Here is a 17,916-nt window from a genome sequence, read left to right on the forward strand (position 1 = left end):
TCCTCCTATGCAATCGAGCGGAGGGCCCATTGGCACGCCCACGTCAGCCGTGTGGCGTGTCGCTGGGCGGGCCGGTGCGGACTTCGACCCAGTGGTCGGGGTGGAAGTACTCGCGGGCCGCGCGCTGGACGTCGGCCGGGGTGACGGCACCGTAGCGCGCAGCCAGCGTTTCCTGATAGTTGGTCGGTAGGTTCTCCAGGCCCATCGCGAGCAGGTCGCCCGCGATGTTGCGGGTGGCTTGCTCGGCGAGGATTTCGCGCGCGACCTGACGCGTCTCGCAGCGGTGCAGCTCGTCGACGTCGACCGGTTCGGTCTCGAGCCGCTTCACTTGGTCGAGGATCAGCGCGTCGGCGGCGTCGACCTTGCTCGGCACCGCGCGGAAGGTCGCCGTCCAGGTGCCGCGATCGCCGTCGAAGCGGTAATGCGTGCCGACCGTGTAGACCAGCCCGCGCTTCTGACGGATCTCCTGGAACAGGCGGCTCTCGAACGACTGATCGTCGAGCAGCGAGTCGGCGATCAGGAACGCGTCGGCGTCGGGGTCGCCGCGCTTGGGCGCCGGCTGGCCGAGCTCGACCGTGACGTCCTGGGCGTCGCCGTTCTCGATGTACTTCTCTTGCGGCGCCGGCAGCGGGAGCGCTTTCAACGTCGCCGACGGCGTCGGACCGTCGGCCTTCCACCCGCCGAACGCGCGCTCGACGGCGGTGCGCGCCGCGGCCGGGTCGACGTCGCCAACGACGACGAGGGTGGTCAGATCGGGCCGGTCGTAGGTCTTCGCGTAGGTGCGCACGTCGTCGATCGTGATCGCGTCGAGCGAGGCGACGTTCATCTCGCGCAGCTCGGGGTCGCCGGTCGGGTAGAGTGCCTGCAAGAACGCGCGCCGAGCGCGATACGTCGGATCGAGGATCTGGCGCGAGAGCGACGTGCTCATCTGCGCTTTGAGCAGCGCGAAACGATCGGCCGGCAAGAGCGGATTGCGCACGTCGTCGGCCAGCGCGTTGAGCAGGGCGGGCAAGTCGCGCGCGTATCCGTGCGCGGAGAAGGTCGAGCCGTAGCTCAGCGTCGCGCCCAGCCGCTTGCCGACGCGCTGCAGGCCGTCGTACTGATAGTGCTGGCTGCCGGCGTTGAGTAGCGCCGAGGCGAGCAGACCGGTTCCCGTCTTGCCGGGCGGATCGAAGGCAGGCGAACGGCGCATGGCGCCCGAGATGAAGACCGTGCTGTTGCCGGGCACCCGCTGGATCAGCAGTTGCAGTCCGTTGGGCAGCGACGTGCGGATGGGCGCGACGGTGCTGTGCAGCGTCAGCGGACGCGCGGCGTCGGCGCGCAGCCAGTCCGGCTCGACGATCGGACCGTCCGGCACCCGGCCGCCGAACTCTTCGTTCCGGCCGGCCTCGAACGCGGTCGGCGCTTTGAGCTTCGAGAGATCGGTCGTGGTCGGCTCGATGATGCCGACGGCATTGGGCTCGGCGAAGATGCCGCGCATCATCCCGTTGATCTCGGCGCGCGTGATCCCGGCGATCGTCTGCGCGTCCTGCGCCGGCGTCGGGTCTTGCGGGAACGCGTACGACCCGCCGAAGGTCGAGGCCAGCGATGCGATCGAGTCGCGCGCGTAGACCAGTTGCGCCAGCGCGGCGCGCTTGGCGGCGTCGACGTCGTCGGCCGGTAAGCCGCGGGCGGTCAGATCGTGCAGCGTGCTGGTCATGATGCTGCGCACCTCGTCGGCGGTGTGACCGGGCGCGACGACCGCGATCAGGTGAATCGAAGCGATGTCGCGGTCGAGGGCGGGCTGCACGAAGTAGCCCAGCGTCAGGCGCGACTCGAACAGCGCCGACTTGAGCTGGCCCTGGTTGCCGGCCAGCGCGACGCCGCCGATGATCGCGCGCAACGCGTCGCCGTGCGTCGGTCCGGTCGGCGGCGGAATCGCGTAGGCCAGGTCGACGACCGTGAACGGCACGTCGGCGCTCTCTTGCTCGACGACGTCGTGCGCCGGCGTGGGACGGCTGAAGCGCGGCGCTGGCAGCGGGCGCGTGGGGATTGGACCGAACCACTGCTGGGCCTGCGCGAAGACGGTCGCCGGATCGACGTCGCCGGCGACGACCAGCGTCGCGTCGTTGGGCGCGTACCACTGCTCATAGTACGCCCGCAGGTCGGCCACGGTCGCGCGCTCGACGTCGGCCTTCGCGCCCAGACTCGTCTGCCCGAGCGGCGAGTTCGGATACATCTTCGCCAGCATCCGCTCGTGCAGCGTGAAGTACGGGTTGCTGCGATCTTGCGCGGCCTCTTGCAGCACCGCCCCGCGCTCCTTGTCCCAGGCCTCGGGGTCGAGCGCGAGGTGCTGCATGCGGTCGGCTTCGATGCGCAGCGCCGGCTCGAGGCGATCGGCGGGAACCTGCATCTCGAAGTGCGTCGATTCGGTCGTCGTCTGCGCGTTGATCGACGCGCCCAGGCCGGCCGTCCACTCGTCGAGCGCGCCGGCCGAGAGCGTCGTCGTCCCGCGGAACATCATGTGCTCGAGCGCGTGCGCGAGCCCGGTCTTGCCCGGCGTCTCGTCGGCCGACCCGAAGCGGTACCAGACCTCGACCTCGGCGACCGGGGCCGCGTGATCCTCGACAACGACCACGCGCAGGCCGTTGTCGAGCGTGCGGACCTGCACCGCCGAGAGCGACGTCGAAACGTCGGTGTCGTCGGTGCCGAAATCCCGCGCGGCGCCCGGCACGGGGGCGACCGATACGAGGAATAGCGCTGCGAGGAACGCGGCGCTCAAACGAGCCTGCATCCCCCGCAGCTACGACGGGCCCGGTCGGCCTCCCGCTAGACGAGCGGTCCCGGACTTTTCAGGTATTTGCTCACCACCGCCTCGGAGGTGTGATACGCCAGCGCGCCGACCGTGCCGGTCGGGTTGTAGCCGGCGTTCTGGGGAAACGAGCTGGCCCCGGTCACGAACACGTTGGAGACGTCCCACGTCTGTCCGTACTTGTTGGTGACGCTGGTGCGGGGATCGCTGCCCATGATCGCGCCGCCGGTGTTGTGCGTGCTCTGGTACGGGACGGTGTCCCAGTGCGCCGCCAGTTGGCCGACGGTGATGCTGGTGGCGCCGGCGGCCTTGCCCACCTTCTGGTGGATGCCGGCCATGAAGGCCGACTGCTTGTGCTCGTGCGGGCCCCAATCGAACGTCATCCGCAGCAGCGGCTGACCGTAGACGTCGCGATAGGTCGGGTCGAGGTCGAGGTAGTTGCCGCGATAGGACTGCACCCCGCCTTGCGCGTTGAAGTTGAAGGCGCGGTTGTAGTAGTGCGCCATCGTCCTCTTCCACTGGCCGCCCCAGCGCGGCGTTCCGGCCGGCGTCGGATGCCATTCGACCGGACGCGCGTGGTTGGTGTTCTGGTTGATGTCGGCGCCGCCGATGAAGCCGTACGGCCCGTGATCGAAGTTGTCGCCGTTGAAGTCGTCGAACACGGTGCCGAGCGCGCCCGAGCCCATGAACAGATTGAACACCTTGCCGTTCTCGAAGAAGAACGCGCCGCCGGTGTTGACCTGGTAGGCGTAGTTGCGACCGACGACGCCGGTGTTGCTGACCGGGTCGTAAGGTTTGCCGATCCCCGAGAGCAGCAGCAAGCGCACGTTGTTGAGTGCCCAGGCGGTGATGAAGATCATGTTCGCCGGCTGGATCTGCTCGCGGCCTTGCGCGTCGAGGTAGGTGACGCTGACGGCCTTCTTGCCGGTGCTGTCGAGGTTGACTTTGAGCACCTTGGCGTTGGTGCGCAGCTCGAAGTTGGGCGAGGCCGAGAGCTTCGGCAAGAGCGTCGTCTGCATGCTGGCCTTGGCGCTCATCTCGCACGCGAAGCGCTCGCAGTAGCCGCAGTAGACGCACGACCCCAGGTGCACGCCTTCCGGGTTGGTATAGAACTGCGATGAGTTGGCGGAGGGCTGCGGGAACGGATGGTAGCCCAGCGAGGTCGCGGCGTTGCCGAAGACCTCCATCGCGTAGCTGGTCTTTTGCGGCGGGCTCGGATACTCGCGCGACCGCGGTCCCTCGAACGGGTTGCCGCCGGGCTGGATCTGGCCCTTGATGTTGCCGGCTTTGCCGGCGATGCCGCACAGGTACTCGAACTTGTCGTAGTAGGGCTCGAGCTCGTCGTAGGTGACGCCCCAGTCTTGCGAGGTGCAGTCCTCGCCCAGGATCGCGGCGCCGTAGCGCGCGATCGAGCGGCTGCGCGTCTCGAAATCCCACGGCAAGAAGCGCCAGGTCACGCCGTTCCAGTGCACGCCCGCGCCGCCCAAGCCGTCGCCGGGCAAGAACGAGCCGAATTGGCGCACCGGGAGCGCCGTCTGCGTGCGGTCGTTGCGCGCGGTCAGCGTCTCCTTGGCGGCGTTCTGGAACAGCTTGTAGCGCAGCGCGTACGCCAGCTCGTCGTGAACGCCGGGGATCGCGAAGTCGGGATAGGTGTTGCGGAAGTCGCCGCGCTCGAGGCCGACCACCTTGACGCCGGCTTTGAGCAGCTCGTTGGCGATGATGCCGCCGGTCCAGCCGAAACCGACCATCACCGCGTCGACCGCGGGAAGCGTTGCCATCTCAGTGCACCCCCAGCGCCTTGGCGGTGATCACGCGATGCATCGCCTCGTCGTCCATCTGCATCCCCGAGCCGCCGTCCATCGCGGCCTGTTCCGCTTGCTGCACGTCGGCGATGCTGACCGGCGCGACCTTGTACGCGACGTTGTGCTTCTCGATGAAGTTGGCGTAGGCGGCCGCGGCGCCGGGGAAGCCGACCAGCTTCCAACCGATCTTGTCGCGGTTGCCGCCGTAGATCGGATCGGAGAAGAAGCCCTCGATCGCGTTGGCGTAGAGCATCTCGAAGAACACCTTGGCCGGGACGGCGTCCAGCACGATCGTCGCCTGGTCCAGGCCGGTGAGCACCGTGTCTTGCTGGCCCGGCGTGAGCGCGTCGAAGGTGTTGTTGCCGTACTGCTTTTGGCAGTACGCGTTGACGCCTGCGATCCCGAGCCGGTAGACCTCGCGCGGGGTGAGCGGCAGCTGATAGCCCTGCGTCGGCAGACCAGGCGCCCACGGACCTTGCATGTACATCTTCGCCGCGTAGCCGAATTGGCCGTCGAGCTGCTGATCGATGAAGTAGGCGACGCCGGCTTCGCGTCCACCGGGCCCGAGATCGTCGCTGGGGATCAGTCGCTCGACCGCGGCCTCGACGAACGCATGTTCCGGCTGCGTGAAGTACGTATATGCTTCCGGCTGCGTGCCGAGCGGCAGCAGCGGCTTCGCGTGCGCCGGTGCGGGCGAGGCCGCGGCGACGACGTGCGGCGCGGCATCGGCGCGCGCCGTTTCGGCGCCGGCGATCGCAGCGACCGCACTCGTGCCGAGCAAGACGAACGTCTTGCGGGAAAGCCCATTCTCGTCGGCCATGGACACCTCCGGAAAGCGGGAAAGCGCGCCGCGTTTGCGCGCGCGGACACACAGGCTAGCACACCGCGTCCGCCGCGAACAAGCATCTTTTCGTTGACCGAGGCTGGGTCAGCGCGTCATCGTATACGCGCGCGCACACCGGTCGAGCGCGCGTTGCGGCAACAGGCCGATCAGCTCGCTGCGTGCGACCTGCACGCCGGCGCGCGCGGCGGCGCGGCGGACCAGCTCGGTGACGCGGTAGAGCGGCACCGCGTCGACGTCGGTCACGTTGCACGAAACCTGGACCCGCTGCGCGCTCAGCCGCAGTCCCAGGCATTTGAGCGTGCGCAGCCCGCCGCTCGACGCGCGCAGCGTGCGCGCGATCTCGCGAGCGAGCGATAGGTCGCCGCTGGCGAGCTCGACGTTGAACGCGATCAAGAACGGCCGCGCGCCGACCGCGATCGCACCCGCGCCGCCGTGCGGCGCATCTCCGTAGTCGAAGCGCCAGTCCGCATCGCCGGCCGCGCGCGCCGCCAGGCCTTCGAACTCGCGGCGACGCACGTCGGCCAGGTGCACCCGGTGCGGTGCGCCGGCTGCCGCGCCGTAGAGATAGGCCGGTATACCGAGCTCGCGCCAGATCCGCGCCGCGGCGCGGTGCGCCAGCGTCACGGCCTCGTCGAGCGTCGCGTCCGCCAGCGGCACGAACGGCAGCACGTCGAGCGCGCCGATGCGCGGGTGCGCGCCGTGATGGCGGCGCAGATCGATCCGGTCGCGTGCGACGCGCGCCAACGCGACGGCTGCGGCGACGACCTGCGAGGCGCGGCCGACCGCGGTGATCACGCTGCGATGGTGGACCGGATCGCTGGTGCGATGGACGACGGTCGCGCCGGCGGCCTCCATCGCCGCCACGCAGGCCTCGATCACCGCCGGATCGCGGCCCTCGCTGACGTTGGGCACGATCTCGAACTCGGGGGCCACGGTCAGTCGAACGCGAGGCGGAGGGCGGCGCTCAGGTCGCGCGCGTTTTCCGGCGCGATCGGACGGGTGAAGCCGAGCTTCGTCGCCTCGGCGGTGCGCCGCAACGGCTGCGAGACGGCGCGTACTTCGCCCGAGAGGCCCAGCTCGCCGAACGCTACGGTCCCGTTCGCCAGCGGCACGTCGCGAAACGCCGACGCGATCGCCAGCGCGATGCCCAAGTCGGCGCCGGTCTCGGCGACGCGCAGGCCGCCGGCGACCGAACAGTAGATGTCGTGATCGCCCAGGCGCAGGCCGGCGCGCCGTTCGAGGATCGCGATGATCATCGCCAGCCGCGCGTTGTCGACGTTGGCCGCCAAGCGCCGCGGCGTCCCGTACGCGGTCTCGCCGACCAGCGCCTGGATCTCGACCAGCACCGGGCGCTGCCCGACCAGCGTCGGCACGACGCACGAGCCGCTCGGCCGCGGCCCGCGCCCGTGCAGAAACAGGGCCGACGGGTCGGCGACCTCGTGCAGGCCGCGGTCGTCCATCGCGAAGACGCAGATCTCGTCGATGCCGCCGAAGCGGTTCTTGTAGGCGCGCACGATGCGGTACTCGCCGGACTGATCGCCTTCGAAGTACAGCACCGTGTCGACCAGGTGCTCGAGCAGCCGTGGCCCGGCGATCGCGCCGTCCTTGGTGACGTGGCCGACGAGGAAGGTCGCGCAGCCGGTGCGCTTGGCGAACTCCATCAGCACTTGCGTGCAGTCGCGAATCTGCGAGACGCTGCCGGCGAACGACTCGACGTCGGGTAGCCACGTCGTCTGGATCGAGTCGACGACCAGCACGTCGGGGACGTCGGCCTCGAGCGCGTCGAGCACGGCGCGCAGGTTCGTCTCCGGGAACACCAGCAGCCCGGGCGCCGCGCCGACCCGCTGCGCGCGCAGCTTCGTCTGCGCCGCCGACTCCTCGCCGCAGACGTAGACGGCCTTGGCGCCGCCGGTCGTCAGCGCGGCCGCCAGCTGCAGCAGCAGCGTCGACTTGCCGGCGCCGGGCGGGCCGCCGAGCAGCACCAGGCTGCCCGGGACGATCCCGCCGCCCAGCAGCGCGTCGAACTCGGCCATCCCCGTGCGTCGACGCGCGATGCGCGCGTCCTCGATCGCGGCCAGCGGCAGCGGCACGACGGCGCGGAGCGGCGTGGCGGCCGCGCGGCCGGCGGCCTTCGGCGCCTTGACGACCGGCGCGTCGGCGAAGGTGTTCCACGCCTCGCAGGCCGGGCAGCGGCCCAGCCAGCGTGCGGACTCGTGGCCGCACGCGCTACAGAAGAAGACGGAACGCGCCTTTGCCACGCGTCGATCTTCTCGCGAGCGGGTGACAGAGGCCTGGCACTCTCGGGGGCGGGCCGGAGGGCGGCTGTCCGGAGGAGAACGTGCCGGTCCGGCATGACGAACGATCACGTCGCGATCGACGGCCCCGTGGCGAGCGGGAAGACGACGGTCTCGCAGCTCTTGGCGGCACGGACCGGGCACCTCTACCTCGATACCGGCGCGATGTACCGCTCGGTCGCCTTTCTGGCCCTCCAGAACGGCGTCGACCTCGACAACGAGCACGGTTTGCTGGCGATGCTGGCGCACCACACGATCGCGATCGAGACCGACCCGAGCCGCACCGCCGGCTACCGCGTGCTGATCGACGGGCTCGACACCGACGATCGCCTCTTCGATCCCGACGTCGCCGCCGCGGTCTCGACCGTCGCCGCGCTGCCCGGCGTGCGCGCCGAGCTGGTCGAGCGCCAACGCGCGATCGCCGCGTCCGGGCCCGTCGTGATGGCCGGCCGCGACATCGGCACGGTCGTGCTGCCCGACGCGCGCTTCAAGTTCTTCTTGACCGCTTCGGTCGACGAGCGCGCACGCCGGCGTCAAGCCGAGTTCCACGAGCGCGGGCTCGACGTGCCGTACGCGGAGGTGCGCGATCAGATCGCCGACCGCGACCGGCTCGACACGACGCGCGCGACGGCGCCGCTGCGCGCTGCCGCCGACGCGGTCACCATCGACTCGACCGACTTGCAGGCCGAGGACGTCGTCGCGCGCATGCAGGCCTGTATGGAAGCCGCGCACCGGTGACGCTCTACGGCTTCGCGCACTTCGCCGTCAACGCGATCGCCAAGCTGCTGTGGGGGATGCGGGTCGTGGGCGCGGAGCACGTGCCGCGCGAGGGCGGCCTGATCGTGGCGTGCAACCACGTCTCGAACTTCGACCCGCCGCTGCTGGGCGCGGCTTGCCCGCGGCCGGTCTCCTACATGGCCAAGAAGGAGCTGTTCGCCATGCCCGGCCTGGGCTGGCTGATCTCGCGTTTGGGCGCCTTCTCGGTCGATCGCCAAGCCGGCGGGACGGCCGCCCTGCGGGCCTCGCTGCGGATGATCAAGGAGGGCAAGTGCGTGGGCGTCTTCCCGGAGGGCGGGCGCAACGTCACCGGGGACCGGGAGGCCAAAGGGGGCGCCGCCTTCCTGGCTGCGGCCTCCGGGGCCCCGATCGTCCCGGCCGCGATCTCGGGCACCCGCCACCTGCGGCCCTTCCGGCGGGTGACGGTCACCTTCGGCGAGCCGTTTCACGTTCAGCGGAACCGGCAGTCGGATGGGGACGCTCTGGAGAAGGGGGCTGAGGAGATCATGCAGCGGATTCGCGAGCTCCAGGAGAGCGTTCGGTGATCATCAAGCGAGCCAAGACGCAAGGCTTTTGCTTCGGCGTCGCGATCACGGTCAAGAAAGCAGAGGAAGCGGTCGAGCGTGACGGCTCGAACGTGACCACGCTGGGCCACGTCGTGCACAACCCGCAGATGGTCGCGCAGCTCGAGGCCAAGGGCCTCAAGAACGCGCACTCGGTCGACGAGATCGAGAGCGGCACGATGTTCGTGCGCGCCCACGGCCTGCCGGTCGAGACGTTCGAGAAGGCCGCCGCCAAAGGGCTGACCGTCATCGACGCGACCTGCCCGATGGTCACCAAGATCCACGTCCAGGCCGAGAAGCTCCGTGACGAGGGCTACAAGATCATCGTCATCGGCGACGCCAGCCACCCCGAGGTGAAGGGGACGCTCTCGCACGTCCCGGGCGCGTGGTGCATCCAGGGCGTCGACGACATCGAGAAGCTGCCGCGCGCCAGTCGCGTCGGCGTGGTCGTGCAGTCGACCTGGAGCGGCCCGGGCTTCTCCGAGATCGTGCGCAAGCTCAGCGAGAAGTACTACGAGGTGCGCGCCGTCAACACGATCTGCACCGACACCAAGAACCGGCAGAGCGAGGTCGTCGATCTCGCCCACGACGTCGAGGTGATGGTCGTCGTCGGCGGCAAGACCTCGGCCAACACCAAGCACCTGGCCGAGCTGGCCGCGATCAACGGCGCCCGCGCCTACCACATCGAAGGCCCCGACGAGCTGGACGCCGCGTGGTTCGCGGGCGTGAGCACGGCCGGCCTGATGTCGGGCGCGTCGACGCCGGGCTGGCTGGTCGAACAGGTCGCGGACCGCATGGATGTGCTCGCCAACGGCAACTGAGACGCTCGATCGCGCGCTCGAACGCGCGGTCACGCGCTTGGGAGACGCCGCGGCGACCAGCGAGCAGATCCGCGAGCACTTCGCATCCGCCCAAGGCGAGTGCGCGGTGACGATCTTGGCCGCGGCCGCGCGCGTGCACGGCGACTTGGCGACCGAAGTGGCGCAGCGCGGCGGGCTCCCGACGGTGTGGGCGCGCTTCGGCGTCGCGCACGGCATCAACGCCGGCGACACGCTGGCCGCGGTCGCCTCGCTGGCGCTGGTCGACGGCGCCGCCGGTCCGCCGGAACGCACGCTGGCGATGATGCGCGTGCTGCACGCCGCGTACTTGGCGGCCAGCGACGCCCGCGCGCGAGCGATCGCGCAGGGACGGCTCGACGCGCTCGAGACCGTTCCCGACGCGCTGAACGCCGTCGCCGACGAGCTGGAAACGCTGGCCTGAGCGCGCGCCTGTTCCCGTTCTCACCCTCCTCCGCGAAGGTCAACGCTACGTTATGTCCGGTCACTCCAAATGGCACAACATCAAGCTTCGCAAGGGAAAAGCCGACGCGCAGCGCGGCGCGCTCTTCACCAAGCTGAGCAAAGAGATCATCCTCGCGGCCAAGAACGGCTCGAGCGATCCCAACGCCAACTATCGCCTCAAGATGGCGGTCGACAAGGCACGCGCCAACAACATGCCGCAGGACAACATCAAGCGCGCGATCGCGCGCGCCGGCGGCGCGGGTGAGAAGGAGATCGAGGAGATCCGCTACGAGGGCTACGGACCGGCCGGCGTCGCGGTGATCGTCGACGCGGCGACCGACAACCGCAACCGCACCGCCTCCGAGCTGCGCTTTCTGTTCAGCCGCAACGAAGGCGGCCTGGGCGAGACCGGCAGCGTCGGCTGGATGTTCGCCGCGCGCGGCATCGTCGAAGTCGACGCGGGCCGGCTCGACGAGGACGCGCTGACCGAGCGCGCGCTGGTCGACGGGGTGATCGACGTGCGCTACAACGGCAGCGACGATCCGTCCGAGGTGGTGACCGAACCGCAGGCGCTGATGGCGGTCAAGGACGCGCTCGAAGCGGCCGGCTTGCACGTGCGGACCGCGCAGCTGGCCATGGAAGCGACGCAGACGACGCGGCCGGGCGCCGGCGACGCGGAGAAAGTGCTGGCGTTCCTCGACGCGCTCGAGGAACACGAAGACGTGCAGAACGTCTACAGCAACGCCGAATTCGACGAGGCCCAGCTCGAGGCGCTGGCCTGATGGCGTTGGACGCCGACGCGCCGGTGGTGCGGCGCCGGCGGCGGCCGTGGCTGCTCGATCGCGACTGGACGTTCGCGCTGGCGCTGGCGTTCGCCGTCGGCGTCGCGGTGTGGTTCGGGCGCGCGGTCAAGGACTTCTTCGTGCCGACCCAACAGGCGGTGCTGGTGCCGGCGATGGTCGGACAGACGCAGGGTGACGCCGTCGGCGAGTGCACGCAGCTGGGCTTGCAGTGCACGGTGCTCGCGACGCAGCCCAGCGAGAAGTACCCCAAGGACGTCGTGATGAGCCAAGCGCCGGTCGCGGGCACGCACGTGCGCGCCGGACGCGCCGTCTCGCTGGTCGTCAGCAGCGGCGTCGTGATCGTGCCGATGCCGGACCTGCGCTTCGAGTCGCTGCGCACCGCCAGCCTCGAGCTCAACCGGCTGCGCCTGCAATTGGCGAAGACCTCGATGGTCTCCAACGACGACATCCCGACCAACCACGTCGTCACGCAAGACCCGATGCCGCTGAGCAGCGTGCGCCAAGGGACGCGCGTCACGCTGACGCTGAGCAAAGGGCCACCCAGCGACGTGCGGGTGCCGGCCTTCACCGGCCACACCATCGACGAGGCGCGTGACATCGCGAACAACGCGCGCATCCATCTCGGCCAAGTCGTATGGACGCCGTTCGGCCCGGGCGGTCCGCCGCGCGGCATCGTGGTGCGACAGAAGCCGGACGCCGACCAGTCGATCGACTCGTTCGACACCGTCTCGCTGCAGGTCAGCGCCGGTCCGACCGTCTACGGCTATCTCGTGCGCCAAGTCCATCTCTCGGTCACCGTCCCTCCGCGCGACGACGCCGCCAGCGTGCGCGTCGCCGTGCACGACGAGACCGGCGACTGGAACGTCTACGACGGCTACGCGCAGGGCGGCCAGAAGCTCGACTTCAACGTGACCGCGGTCGGCGACGCCCAGGCCGACACCTACATCGACAACGAGCTGCTCAACCAGACGACGATCGGCGTGGAGGCACCCAAGACGGACGCCTCGCCCAGTCCCAAGCCCCGGCCGCCGGTCCACGGCCGGTGAGCGTGCTGCCGGTCAAGATCGCGCCCTCGCTACTCTCGGCGGACTTCGCCGCGATCGCCGACCAGATTCGCATGGTCGAAGAGGCCGGTGCGAACGAGCTACACCTGGACTCGATGGACGGCCGCTTCGTCCCCAACCTGACCTGGGGGATGAAGATCGTCAAGGACCTGCGCCGGCTGACCGCGCTGCCGTTCGACTGTCACTTGATGATCGCCGAGCCCGAGCGCTACGTCGACGCGTTTCGCGACGCGGGCGCCGACGTCATCACCTTCCACTACGAGGCGACGCCGCACCAGCACCGGCTACTGCGCCACCTGCGCTCCATCGGCGCGAAGGCCGGCATCGCGATCAACCCCGGCACGCCGGCGGCGATGCTGATCGACCTGCTCGAGGAGATCGATCGCGTGCTGGTGATGAGCGTCAACCCCGGCTTCGGCGGTCAGACCTTCATCGAGCGCGCGCTCACGAAAGTCGCCGAGGTGCGCGAGCTGCTCGACGAGCGCAATCCGGCCTGTGAGATCGAGGTCGACGGCGGGATCGGTCTGGAGAACCTCGAGCGCGCGGTCCTGGCTGGCGCCAACGTGCTGGTCGCCGGCAACTCCGTGTTCGCCGCCCGCGACCCGCAAGCGACGCTGCGCGAGATGCGCGCCCGGATCGGCGCCGTCGGCCGCTAAGGCGCGTTCTGCAGCTCGGCGCGGGTGGCCGGGACCTTGATCTTGCCCGCGATGATGTCGGCGCGCAGCGCGTCGACGGTGGCCAGCGTCTTGGCGCCGATGACGTCGCGCGTGTAGCGGAAGTCCGTCAAGCCGACCGCGTCGTCGGCGAGGCCGAGCGTCACGTGGCCGCCGTGCATGCTGTCTTGCGCCGCACCGTGACAGAGCCGCTCGACCGCGACGTCGACGCGCTTGCGCACGCTGGTCAGCACCGTGCCGGGCGCCAGCGCGTCCTGATCGGAGTCGACGCCGATCGCCCAGCGCTTGCGGCTCTTCGCCTCGGCGATGACGCCGATGTTCGCGCTGCCGGCTGCCGCGAAGATGATGTCGTCGCCGCCCGCGTAGAGTTTCGCCGCGACGCGCTGGCCGGCCGGGATGTCGTCGAACGAACCCGCGTACGCTTTGTCGATGACGATGCTCGGGTCGATGTGGCGCGCGCCCGCGGTGAAGCCCGCCTCGAAGCGCTCGATGACCGGGACGTCCATCCCGCCGATGAAGCCGATGTGGTGCGTGCGGCTGGTCGCCGCCGCGACCGCGCCGGCCAGATACGAGCCTTCGTTCTCGCGGAAGGTGATCGACTCGACGTTCGGCGCGTCGACGACGCCGTCGACCAGCGCGAAGTGCGCGTCGGGCGAGGCCTTCGCGACGGCGGCCATCGCGTCGCTCATCAGGAAACCGATCCCGACCACCAGTCGGTCGCCGTCGTGCGCCAGCGTGCTCAGGTCGGGCGCGTAGTCGGCGCCGCGATGCGCTTGCAGCGCGCGCGGCTGCACGCCGTCGAGCACGACGCAGCGGCCCAGCCCGGCGTAAGCGGCGTCGTTGAACGAGCGATCGCCCAGGCCGCCGACGTCGAGCACCATCCCCACGTGGGCGCCGGTCTGGGCGGTCGCGGTGCAGCCGGTCAGCGCCGCCGCCAGCGCGCCGGCCATCGCCGCGGCGCGCGAGACGCGGAAGCGCGCGACGATCTCGGCCAGCCGCGCCGAACGGGTGCGCACCTCGGCGGCGGTGTGCTCGAGCTGATCGCCGTGTCCGGCCAGCGTGCGCGCGGCGCTGGCGATCGCGTTGCTGGCGGTGGCCTGCGACTCGCTGGCGTCGCGCGAGTCGCCGACGCGGTCGGCGACCGCGGCGGTCGTCGTGCGCAGCTGGTCGGCGGCGGCCGCATTCTCCTCGACGACGGCGGCGACGCCGTCGACGTCGTCGCGCAGCACGCGGATCGCGTCCTGCATCTGCACGGCTTGGCGGGCGACCGCGTCGGCGACGCGCTGCGCGTCGGCCACGGCGTGCTCGATCGCCGCCAGCGCGGCGTCGGTGCGCGCGGCCGCCTCCTCGCCGCGCACGACCGCGACGTTGGTCGCTTCGACCGCGCCGACGACGCGATCGGTTCCCTGGCGCAGGTCGCGCAGGATGGTCGCGATCTCGCGCGTGCTGGCCGCCGAGCTCTCGGCCAACTTGCGGATCTCGTCGGCGACCACGGCGAAGCCGCGGCCGTGCTCGCCGGCGCGCGCCGCCTCGATGGCGGCGTTGAGCGCGAGCAGGTTCGTCTGGTCGGCGACGGTTTCGATCGCGACCAGGATCTCGCCGATGCGCTCGGAGCTGGCAGCCAGGTCGGCGATGACGCGCGCGCTCTCGGCACCGTGACTGCGGATCGCGGTCATGGTCTGGCCGGCCTCCGCGACCGCGCGCGCACCGTCGGTGACCGAACCGGCGGCGACGCGGGCCGCGCCGGTCAACTGTTGGCCGACCGCGCCGAAGGCGTCGATCTGCTCGCCCAAGTCGCGCGTCGTCTGCGCGATCGAGGCGATGCGCGAGGATTGTTCGGCGGCGCCGCCCGCGATCTGGCTGGAGGAGCGCGAGAGCTCGGCGACCGCGATCTCGTTGGCGCGCGCGACCGTCTGGTGCAGGTCGGCGTTGACGGCCAGCACTTCGGTCGCCTGCGAGGTCTCGGCGACCGAACGCCGCACGTCGGCCGCGCTGGCGGCGACGCGGGTCGCGTCGCTGGCCAGCGCGCTGGCGTCGCCGGCGATCCCTTCGAGCGTGTCGCGCAAGCGCGCGGTCGTGCGCGAGAAGGTCTCGCCCAGCTCGCCCAGCGAGCGCGCCAGAACGTTGTACGTGCGCGAGAGCGAGGCGATCTCGTCGTCGCCCTCGCCGTCCAGCTCGGGGGCTTCGGCCGAGAACGAGACGGTCAGGTCGCCGTCGGCGAGCGCCTCGAGCGCGCTCGCGAAGCGCGCCAGGTCGACGCGAACGGCTTCGCGCAGCGCCGCCACGACCGCGTCCAAGCGCCGCGAGAGACTGCGCACGAACAGCGGCGCGCCGATCAGCAGCAGCGCCAGCACGAGGATCGCCAGGATCAGCAGCGCCGCCTGCGAGAGGCTGCGCAGCTTCGCCGCGCGTGCGTCGTCGGCGGCGATGCGGGCGGCGACGTCGTCGTCGACGCCGCCGAGGAAGGCGGCCAGCGAATCGTAGATCGCGTCGCCGTGCTGCGTCGTACCGGGCGCCGGATGCGCGCCTTGCGCGATCCGCTGGTCGACCCACCGCTCGTACTCGTCGATGTAGGCTTGGGAGAGCTGCGCGATCGCGCGCAGCTGCGGCGGCCGGCCCGGCGCCTCGTCGTCGGCGACGAACCGGTGCAGCTCGGCGCGCGTCGCGTTCAGCTGCTCGCGCTCGGTCGCGTCGCCTTCGAGCGCATAGGCGTCGGCGTCACGCGCCTCGACGGCCAGCGCCGTGTTCAGGTGCGCGACGAGCTGACGCACCTCTTCGATGCGGGCGGTTTGCGCGCGCGTCGCCGACTCGGCCGCGCTCTGGACCAGGCCCACCACGGTGACCGCGGCGACGCTGGCGACGGCCGCGATGAGCAGCGCCGCGACGGCTGTCCGAAAGCGTACTCTCAAGCAGAAATATTCCGGCCGACGAATCGATCGAGGGACACGAATGACGCTCCATCCGTTGCGCGAAGAAATGGGGCAGCTTCACTATCGACCGGCGAACGTAAAAAGATGAGCGCCCGATCACTTGCTGCTCGGGCGGCCGGGAGATGAAGTAGGCGCCCCGACCCGGAAGCGAACGCCGGGTGACCGAGGACGACCTGATCGCGCAGATCCGCGACCGTCTGCGCGACGTCGCCGCGGACCGGCTGCTGGTCGGGATCGGCGACGACGCGGCGGCCTGGCAGCCGCGCAGCCACCAGCGCAGCGTCGTCACCACCGACGCCCTGGTCGAGGGCGTCCACTTCACCCGCGCCGCGATGCGCCCCGACGAGGTCGGTCACCGCGCGTTGGCGGCCAACCTCTCCGACATCGCCGCCATGGGGGCGCGACCGGTCTTGGCGACCGTCGCGCTCGGTCTGCCGCGCGACTGCGATCCGGCCTGGGTGCTCGCCATGTACGACGGCATCGCCGCGCTGGCACGGCGCGCTCGCTGCGCGATCGCGGGCGGCGACGTCACGCGCGCGCCGGCCGTGACGCTGGCGCTGACGGTCGTCGGCGAAGTGCGCGCCTCGAACCTCAAGCGCCGCGACGGCGCACTCCCCGGCGACGTCGTCGCCGTCACCGGCGCCCTGGGCGCCAGCCAGGCCGGCTTGTTCGTCGCGGTGGAGCGTCCCGCACTCGCCGGCGAGCCGGCGGCCGCGCCGGCGCTGGCCGCGTACCGCACCCCCGAGCCGCGCTTGCGTGAAGGACGATGGCTCGGAGCGTCGCGGCACGTGCGCGCGATGATGGACACCTCGGACGGGCTCTCGACCGATCTCGCGCGCTTGTGCGCCGCCTCGGGCGTCGGCGCGGTCGTCGAGACGGTGCCGGTCGCAGACGCCGCGCGCGCGGTCGCCTCGCTCGTCGAGGCAGACGCGCAGGCATGGGCGCTGCACGGCGGCGAGGACTTCGAGCTGCTGCTCAGCGTCGAGCGGCGCGCGTTCGCGCATCTGGCGGCGCGCTTCCGCGCACACTTCGGTCGCCCGTTGCACGCCGTGGGCCATGTCACCGAAGGAGCAGGCGTCCGCCTCGCCAACGGGGACGCCATCCCGGCTGCGGGCTGGGACTCTCTGCAATGAGCGCCGCCGACCAACAAGACGCACAAAAAGCCTATCCGCTGCTGGGCTCCATCCAGAACAGCGTCGGTTACGGCTTTCTCGGCAACGAGACCGTCGTCGCGATCGCCAACCGGTTGCGCGTGCGCACGGTGACGGTACCGACCGCCTACGCCAGCGCGCGTGGCGGCGTCGAAGGCCGCTCTTCGTTCGTCCCCGATCTGCGCGAGTTCCGGCGCGGCGTCGAGTTCTTGATCGCGCGCGATCCGAACGTGCTGGTGATCGGGTATCTGGCGCAACCCGATCAAGTCGACGTCGTCGCCGACGCGCTCGAACGCTTTCAGGGCCTGGTCGTGCTCGATCCGGTGCTGGGCAGCTACGAGAAGGGACTGTTCGTCCCGGTCGAGACCGCGCGCCGCATTCGCGACGCGCTCTTGCCGAAGGCCGAAGTCGTCACGCCCAACCGCTTCGAAGCCGAAGTGCTGCTCGATCTGACGCGCGTGCGCGGCGCCAACGAGCGCGTCTTCCTCGACGGCTTCGCCGAACGCGGTCCGCAGACGGCGATCATCACCTCGTTCGTGCGCGAGGCCGAGCGGCGCACGGCCGTCACCGCGTTCTCGAACGGCTACGTCTACGAGAAGATCACCTCGCCGTTCTACCCGGCCTTCCCCGGCTACGGTGCCGGCGACGCGCTGGCCGGCGCGGTCGCGGCGCTGCTGACCGCCGGCGCCAGCCCGTGGGCGGCCACGATGCTGGCCACCGCCCTGGCCTCGCTCGCGGTCGAGCGGACGACCGGCTACGGGAGCGCGACCGTCGACCCGGTCGCGGCGCTCGATCTATTCCGGCCGCTCCCCTACCTGACCGACGAGGCGTGCAAGCCCTACGCCGAGCGCTTCGGGGTGACCTCAGCGCCGATCCCGGTCAAAGACGGAGAAGGGGCGCGACTCAAGTTCGCGCCCCCGAAAAACCAGATCGTGTACTAGGC

15 protein-coding genes are annotated in these 17,916 nt (G+C 70.7%); 9 read left to right on the plus strand and 6 right to left on the minus strand.

The window, feature by feature from the left end:
* Positions 1–43: 43 nt before the first annotated feature.
* The 5 genes from VMD91_12995 to radA all read right to left on the minus strand — a co-directional run bounded on the left by VMD91_12995 (position 44) and on the right by radA (position 7,695).
* Complete coding sequence (locus tag VMD91_12995) at positions 44–2,773, minus strand: pitrilysin family protein (GenBank protein HTW84983.1); 2,730 nt, start codon at positions 2,771–2,773, stop codon at positions 44–46.
* A gap of 35 nt (positions 2,774–2,808) precedes the next feature.
* On the minus strand, positions 2,809–4,569 hold the full coding sequence (locus VMD91_13000; GenBank protein ID HTW84984.1) for a GMC family oxidoreductase: 1,761 nt from the start codon (positions 4,567–4,569) through the stop codon (positions 2,809–2,811).
* Between the two features lies 1 nt (position 4,570).
* Entirely contained in the window at positions 4,571–5,413 is an 843-nt protein-coding gene (locus tag VMD91_13005) for a gluconate 2-dehydrogenase subunit 3 family protein (GenBank protein ID HTW84985.1), read from the minus strand.
* A gap of 108 nt (positions 5,414–5,521) precedes the next feature.
* The gene (gene ftcD, locus VMD91_13010; protein HTW84986.1) at positions 5,522–6,370 is read right to left on the minus strand and encodes a glutamate formimidoyltransferase; all 849 of its coding nucleotides are present in this window, start codon (positions 6,368–6,370) and stop codon (positions 5,522–5,524) included.
* A 2-nt stretch (positions 6,371–6,372) separates the two neighbouring features.
* A complete protein-coding gene (gene radA, locus VMD91_13015) occupies positions 6,373–7,695 on the minus strand; it encodes a DNA repair protein RadA (GenBank protein HTW84987.1) in 1,323 nt (440 codons plus the stop codon).
* A gap of 93 nt (positions 7,696–7,788) precedes the next feature.
* On the opposite strand from radA, the gene cmk reads away from it, so the two are divergent.
* Genes cmk through rpe form a run of 7 tightly spaced genes read left to right on the plus strand, consistent with a single transcriptional unit; the run spans position 7,789 to position 12,874 of the window.
* Complete coding sequence (cmk, locus tag VMD91_13020) at positions 7,789–8,469, plus strand: (d)CMP kinase (protein ID HTW84988.1); 681 nt, start codon at positions 7,789–7,791, stop codon at positions 8,467–8,469.
* Complete coding sequence (locus VMD91_13025) at positions 8,466–9,053, plus strand: lysophospholipid acyltransferase family protein (protein HTW84989.1); 588 nt, start codon at positions 8,466–8,468, stop codon at positions 9,051–9,053. Before cmk ends, VMD91_13025 begins: the two co-directional genes overlap by 4 nt.
* Positions 9,050–9,892 carry a 4-hydroxy-3-methylbut-2-enyl diphosphate reductase gene (gene ispH, locus VMD91_13030; GenBank protein HTW84990.1) on the plus strand — a complete coding sequence of 281 codons (843 nt, stop codon included), beginning with the start codon at positions 9,050–9,052 and terminating at the stop codon, positions 9,890–9,892. Before VMD91_13025 ends, ispH begins: the two co-directional genes overlap by 4 nt.
* A gap of 37 nt (positions 9,893–9,929) precedes the next feature.
* Positions 9,930–10,331: a hypothetical protein gene (locus VMD91_13035; GenBank protein HTW84991.1), complete on the plus strand. Its 402-nt coding sequence runs from the start codon at positions 9,930–9,932 to the stop codon at positions 10,329–10,331.
* A 52-nt stretch (positions 10,332–10,383) separates the two neighbouring features.
* Entirely contained in the window at positions 10,384–11,133 is a 750-nt protein-coding gene (locus tag VMD91_13040) for a YebC/PmpR family DNA-binding transcriptional regulator (GenBank protein ID HTW84992.1), read from the plus strand.
* Entirely contained in the window at positions 11,133–12,200 is a 1,068-nt protein-coding gene (locus tag VMD91_13045; GenBank protein HTW84993.1) for a PASTA domain-containing protein, read from the plus strand. The genes VMD91_13040 and VMD91_13045 overlap by 1 nt, the downstream gene beginning before the upstream one ends.
* Entirely contained in the window at positions 12,197–12,874 is a 678-nt protein-coding gene (gene rpe, locus VMD91_13050) for a ribulose-phosphate 3-epimerase (protein HTW84994.1), read from the plus strand. The genes VMD91_13045 and rpe overlap by 4 nt, the downstream gene beginning before the upstream one ends.
* On the opposite strand, the gene VMD91_13055 is transcribed toward rpe, so the two are convergent.
* Positions 12,871–15,801, minus strand: a complete 2,931-nt coding sequence (locus tag VMD91_13055) for a BMP family ABC transporter substrate-binding protein (protein HTW84995.1) — start codon at positions 15,799–15,801, stop codon at positions 12,871–12,873. The two genes, rpe and VMD91_13055, sit on opposite strands and share 4 nt — an antisense overlap.
* Positions 15,802–15,980: 179 nt before the next feature.
* Between VMD91_13055 and thiL the strand changes: the two genes are divergently transcribed.
* The gene (gene thiL / locus VMD91_13060) at positions 15,981–16,955 is read left to right on the plus strand and encodes a thiamine-phosphate kinase (protein ID HTW84996.1); all 975 of its coding nucleotides are present in this window, start codon (positions 15,981–15,983) and stop codon (positions 16,953–16,955) included.
* The gene (locus VMD91_13065; GenBank protein ID HTW84997.1) at positions 16,952–17,914 is read left to right on the plus strand and encodes a PfkB family carbohydrate kinase; all 963 of its coding nucleotides are present in this window, start codon (positions 16,952–16,954) and stop codon (positions 17,912–17,914) included. The genes thiL and VMD91_13065 overlap by 4 nt, the downstream gene beginning before the upstream one ends.
* Positions 17,915–17,916 lie beyond the last annotated feature (2 nt).

This window comes from Candidatus Sulfotelmatobacter sp., assembly GCA_035504415.1.
Lineage (GTDB): Bacteria > Vulcanimicrobiota > Vulcanimicrobiia > Vulcanimicrobiales > Vulcanimicrobiaceae > Vulcanimicrobium.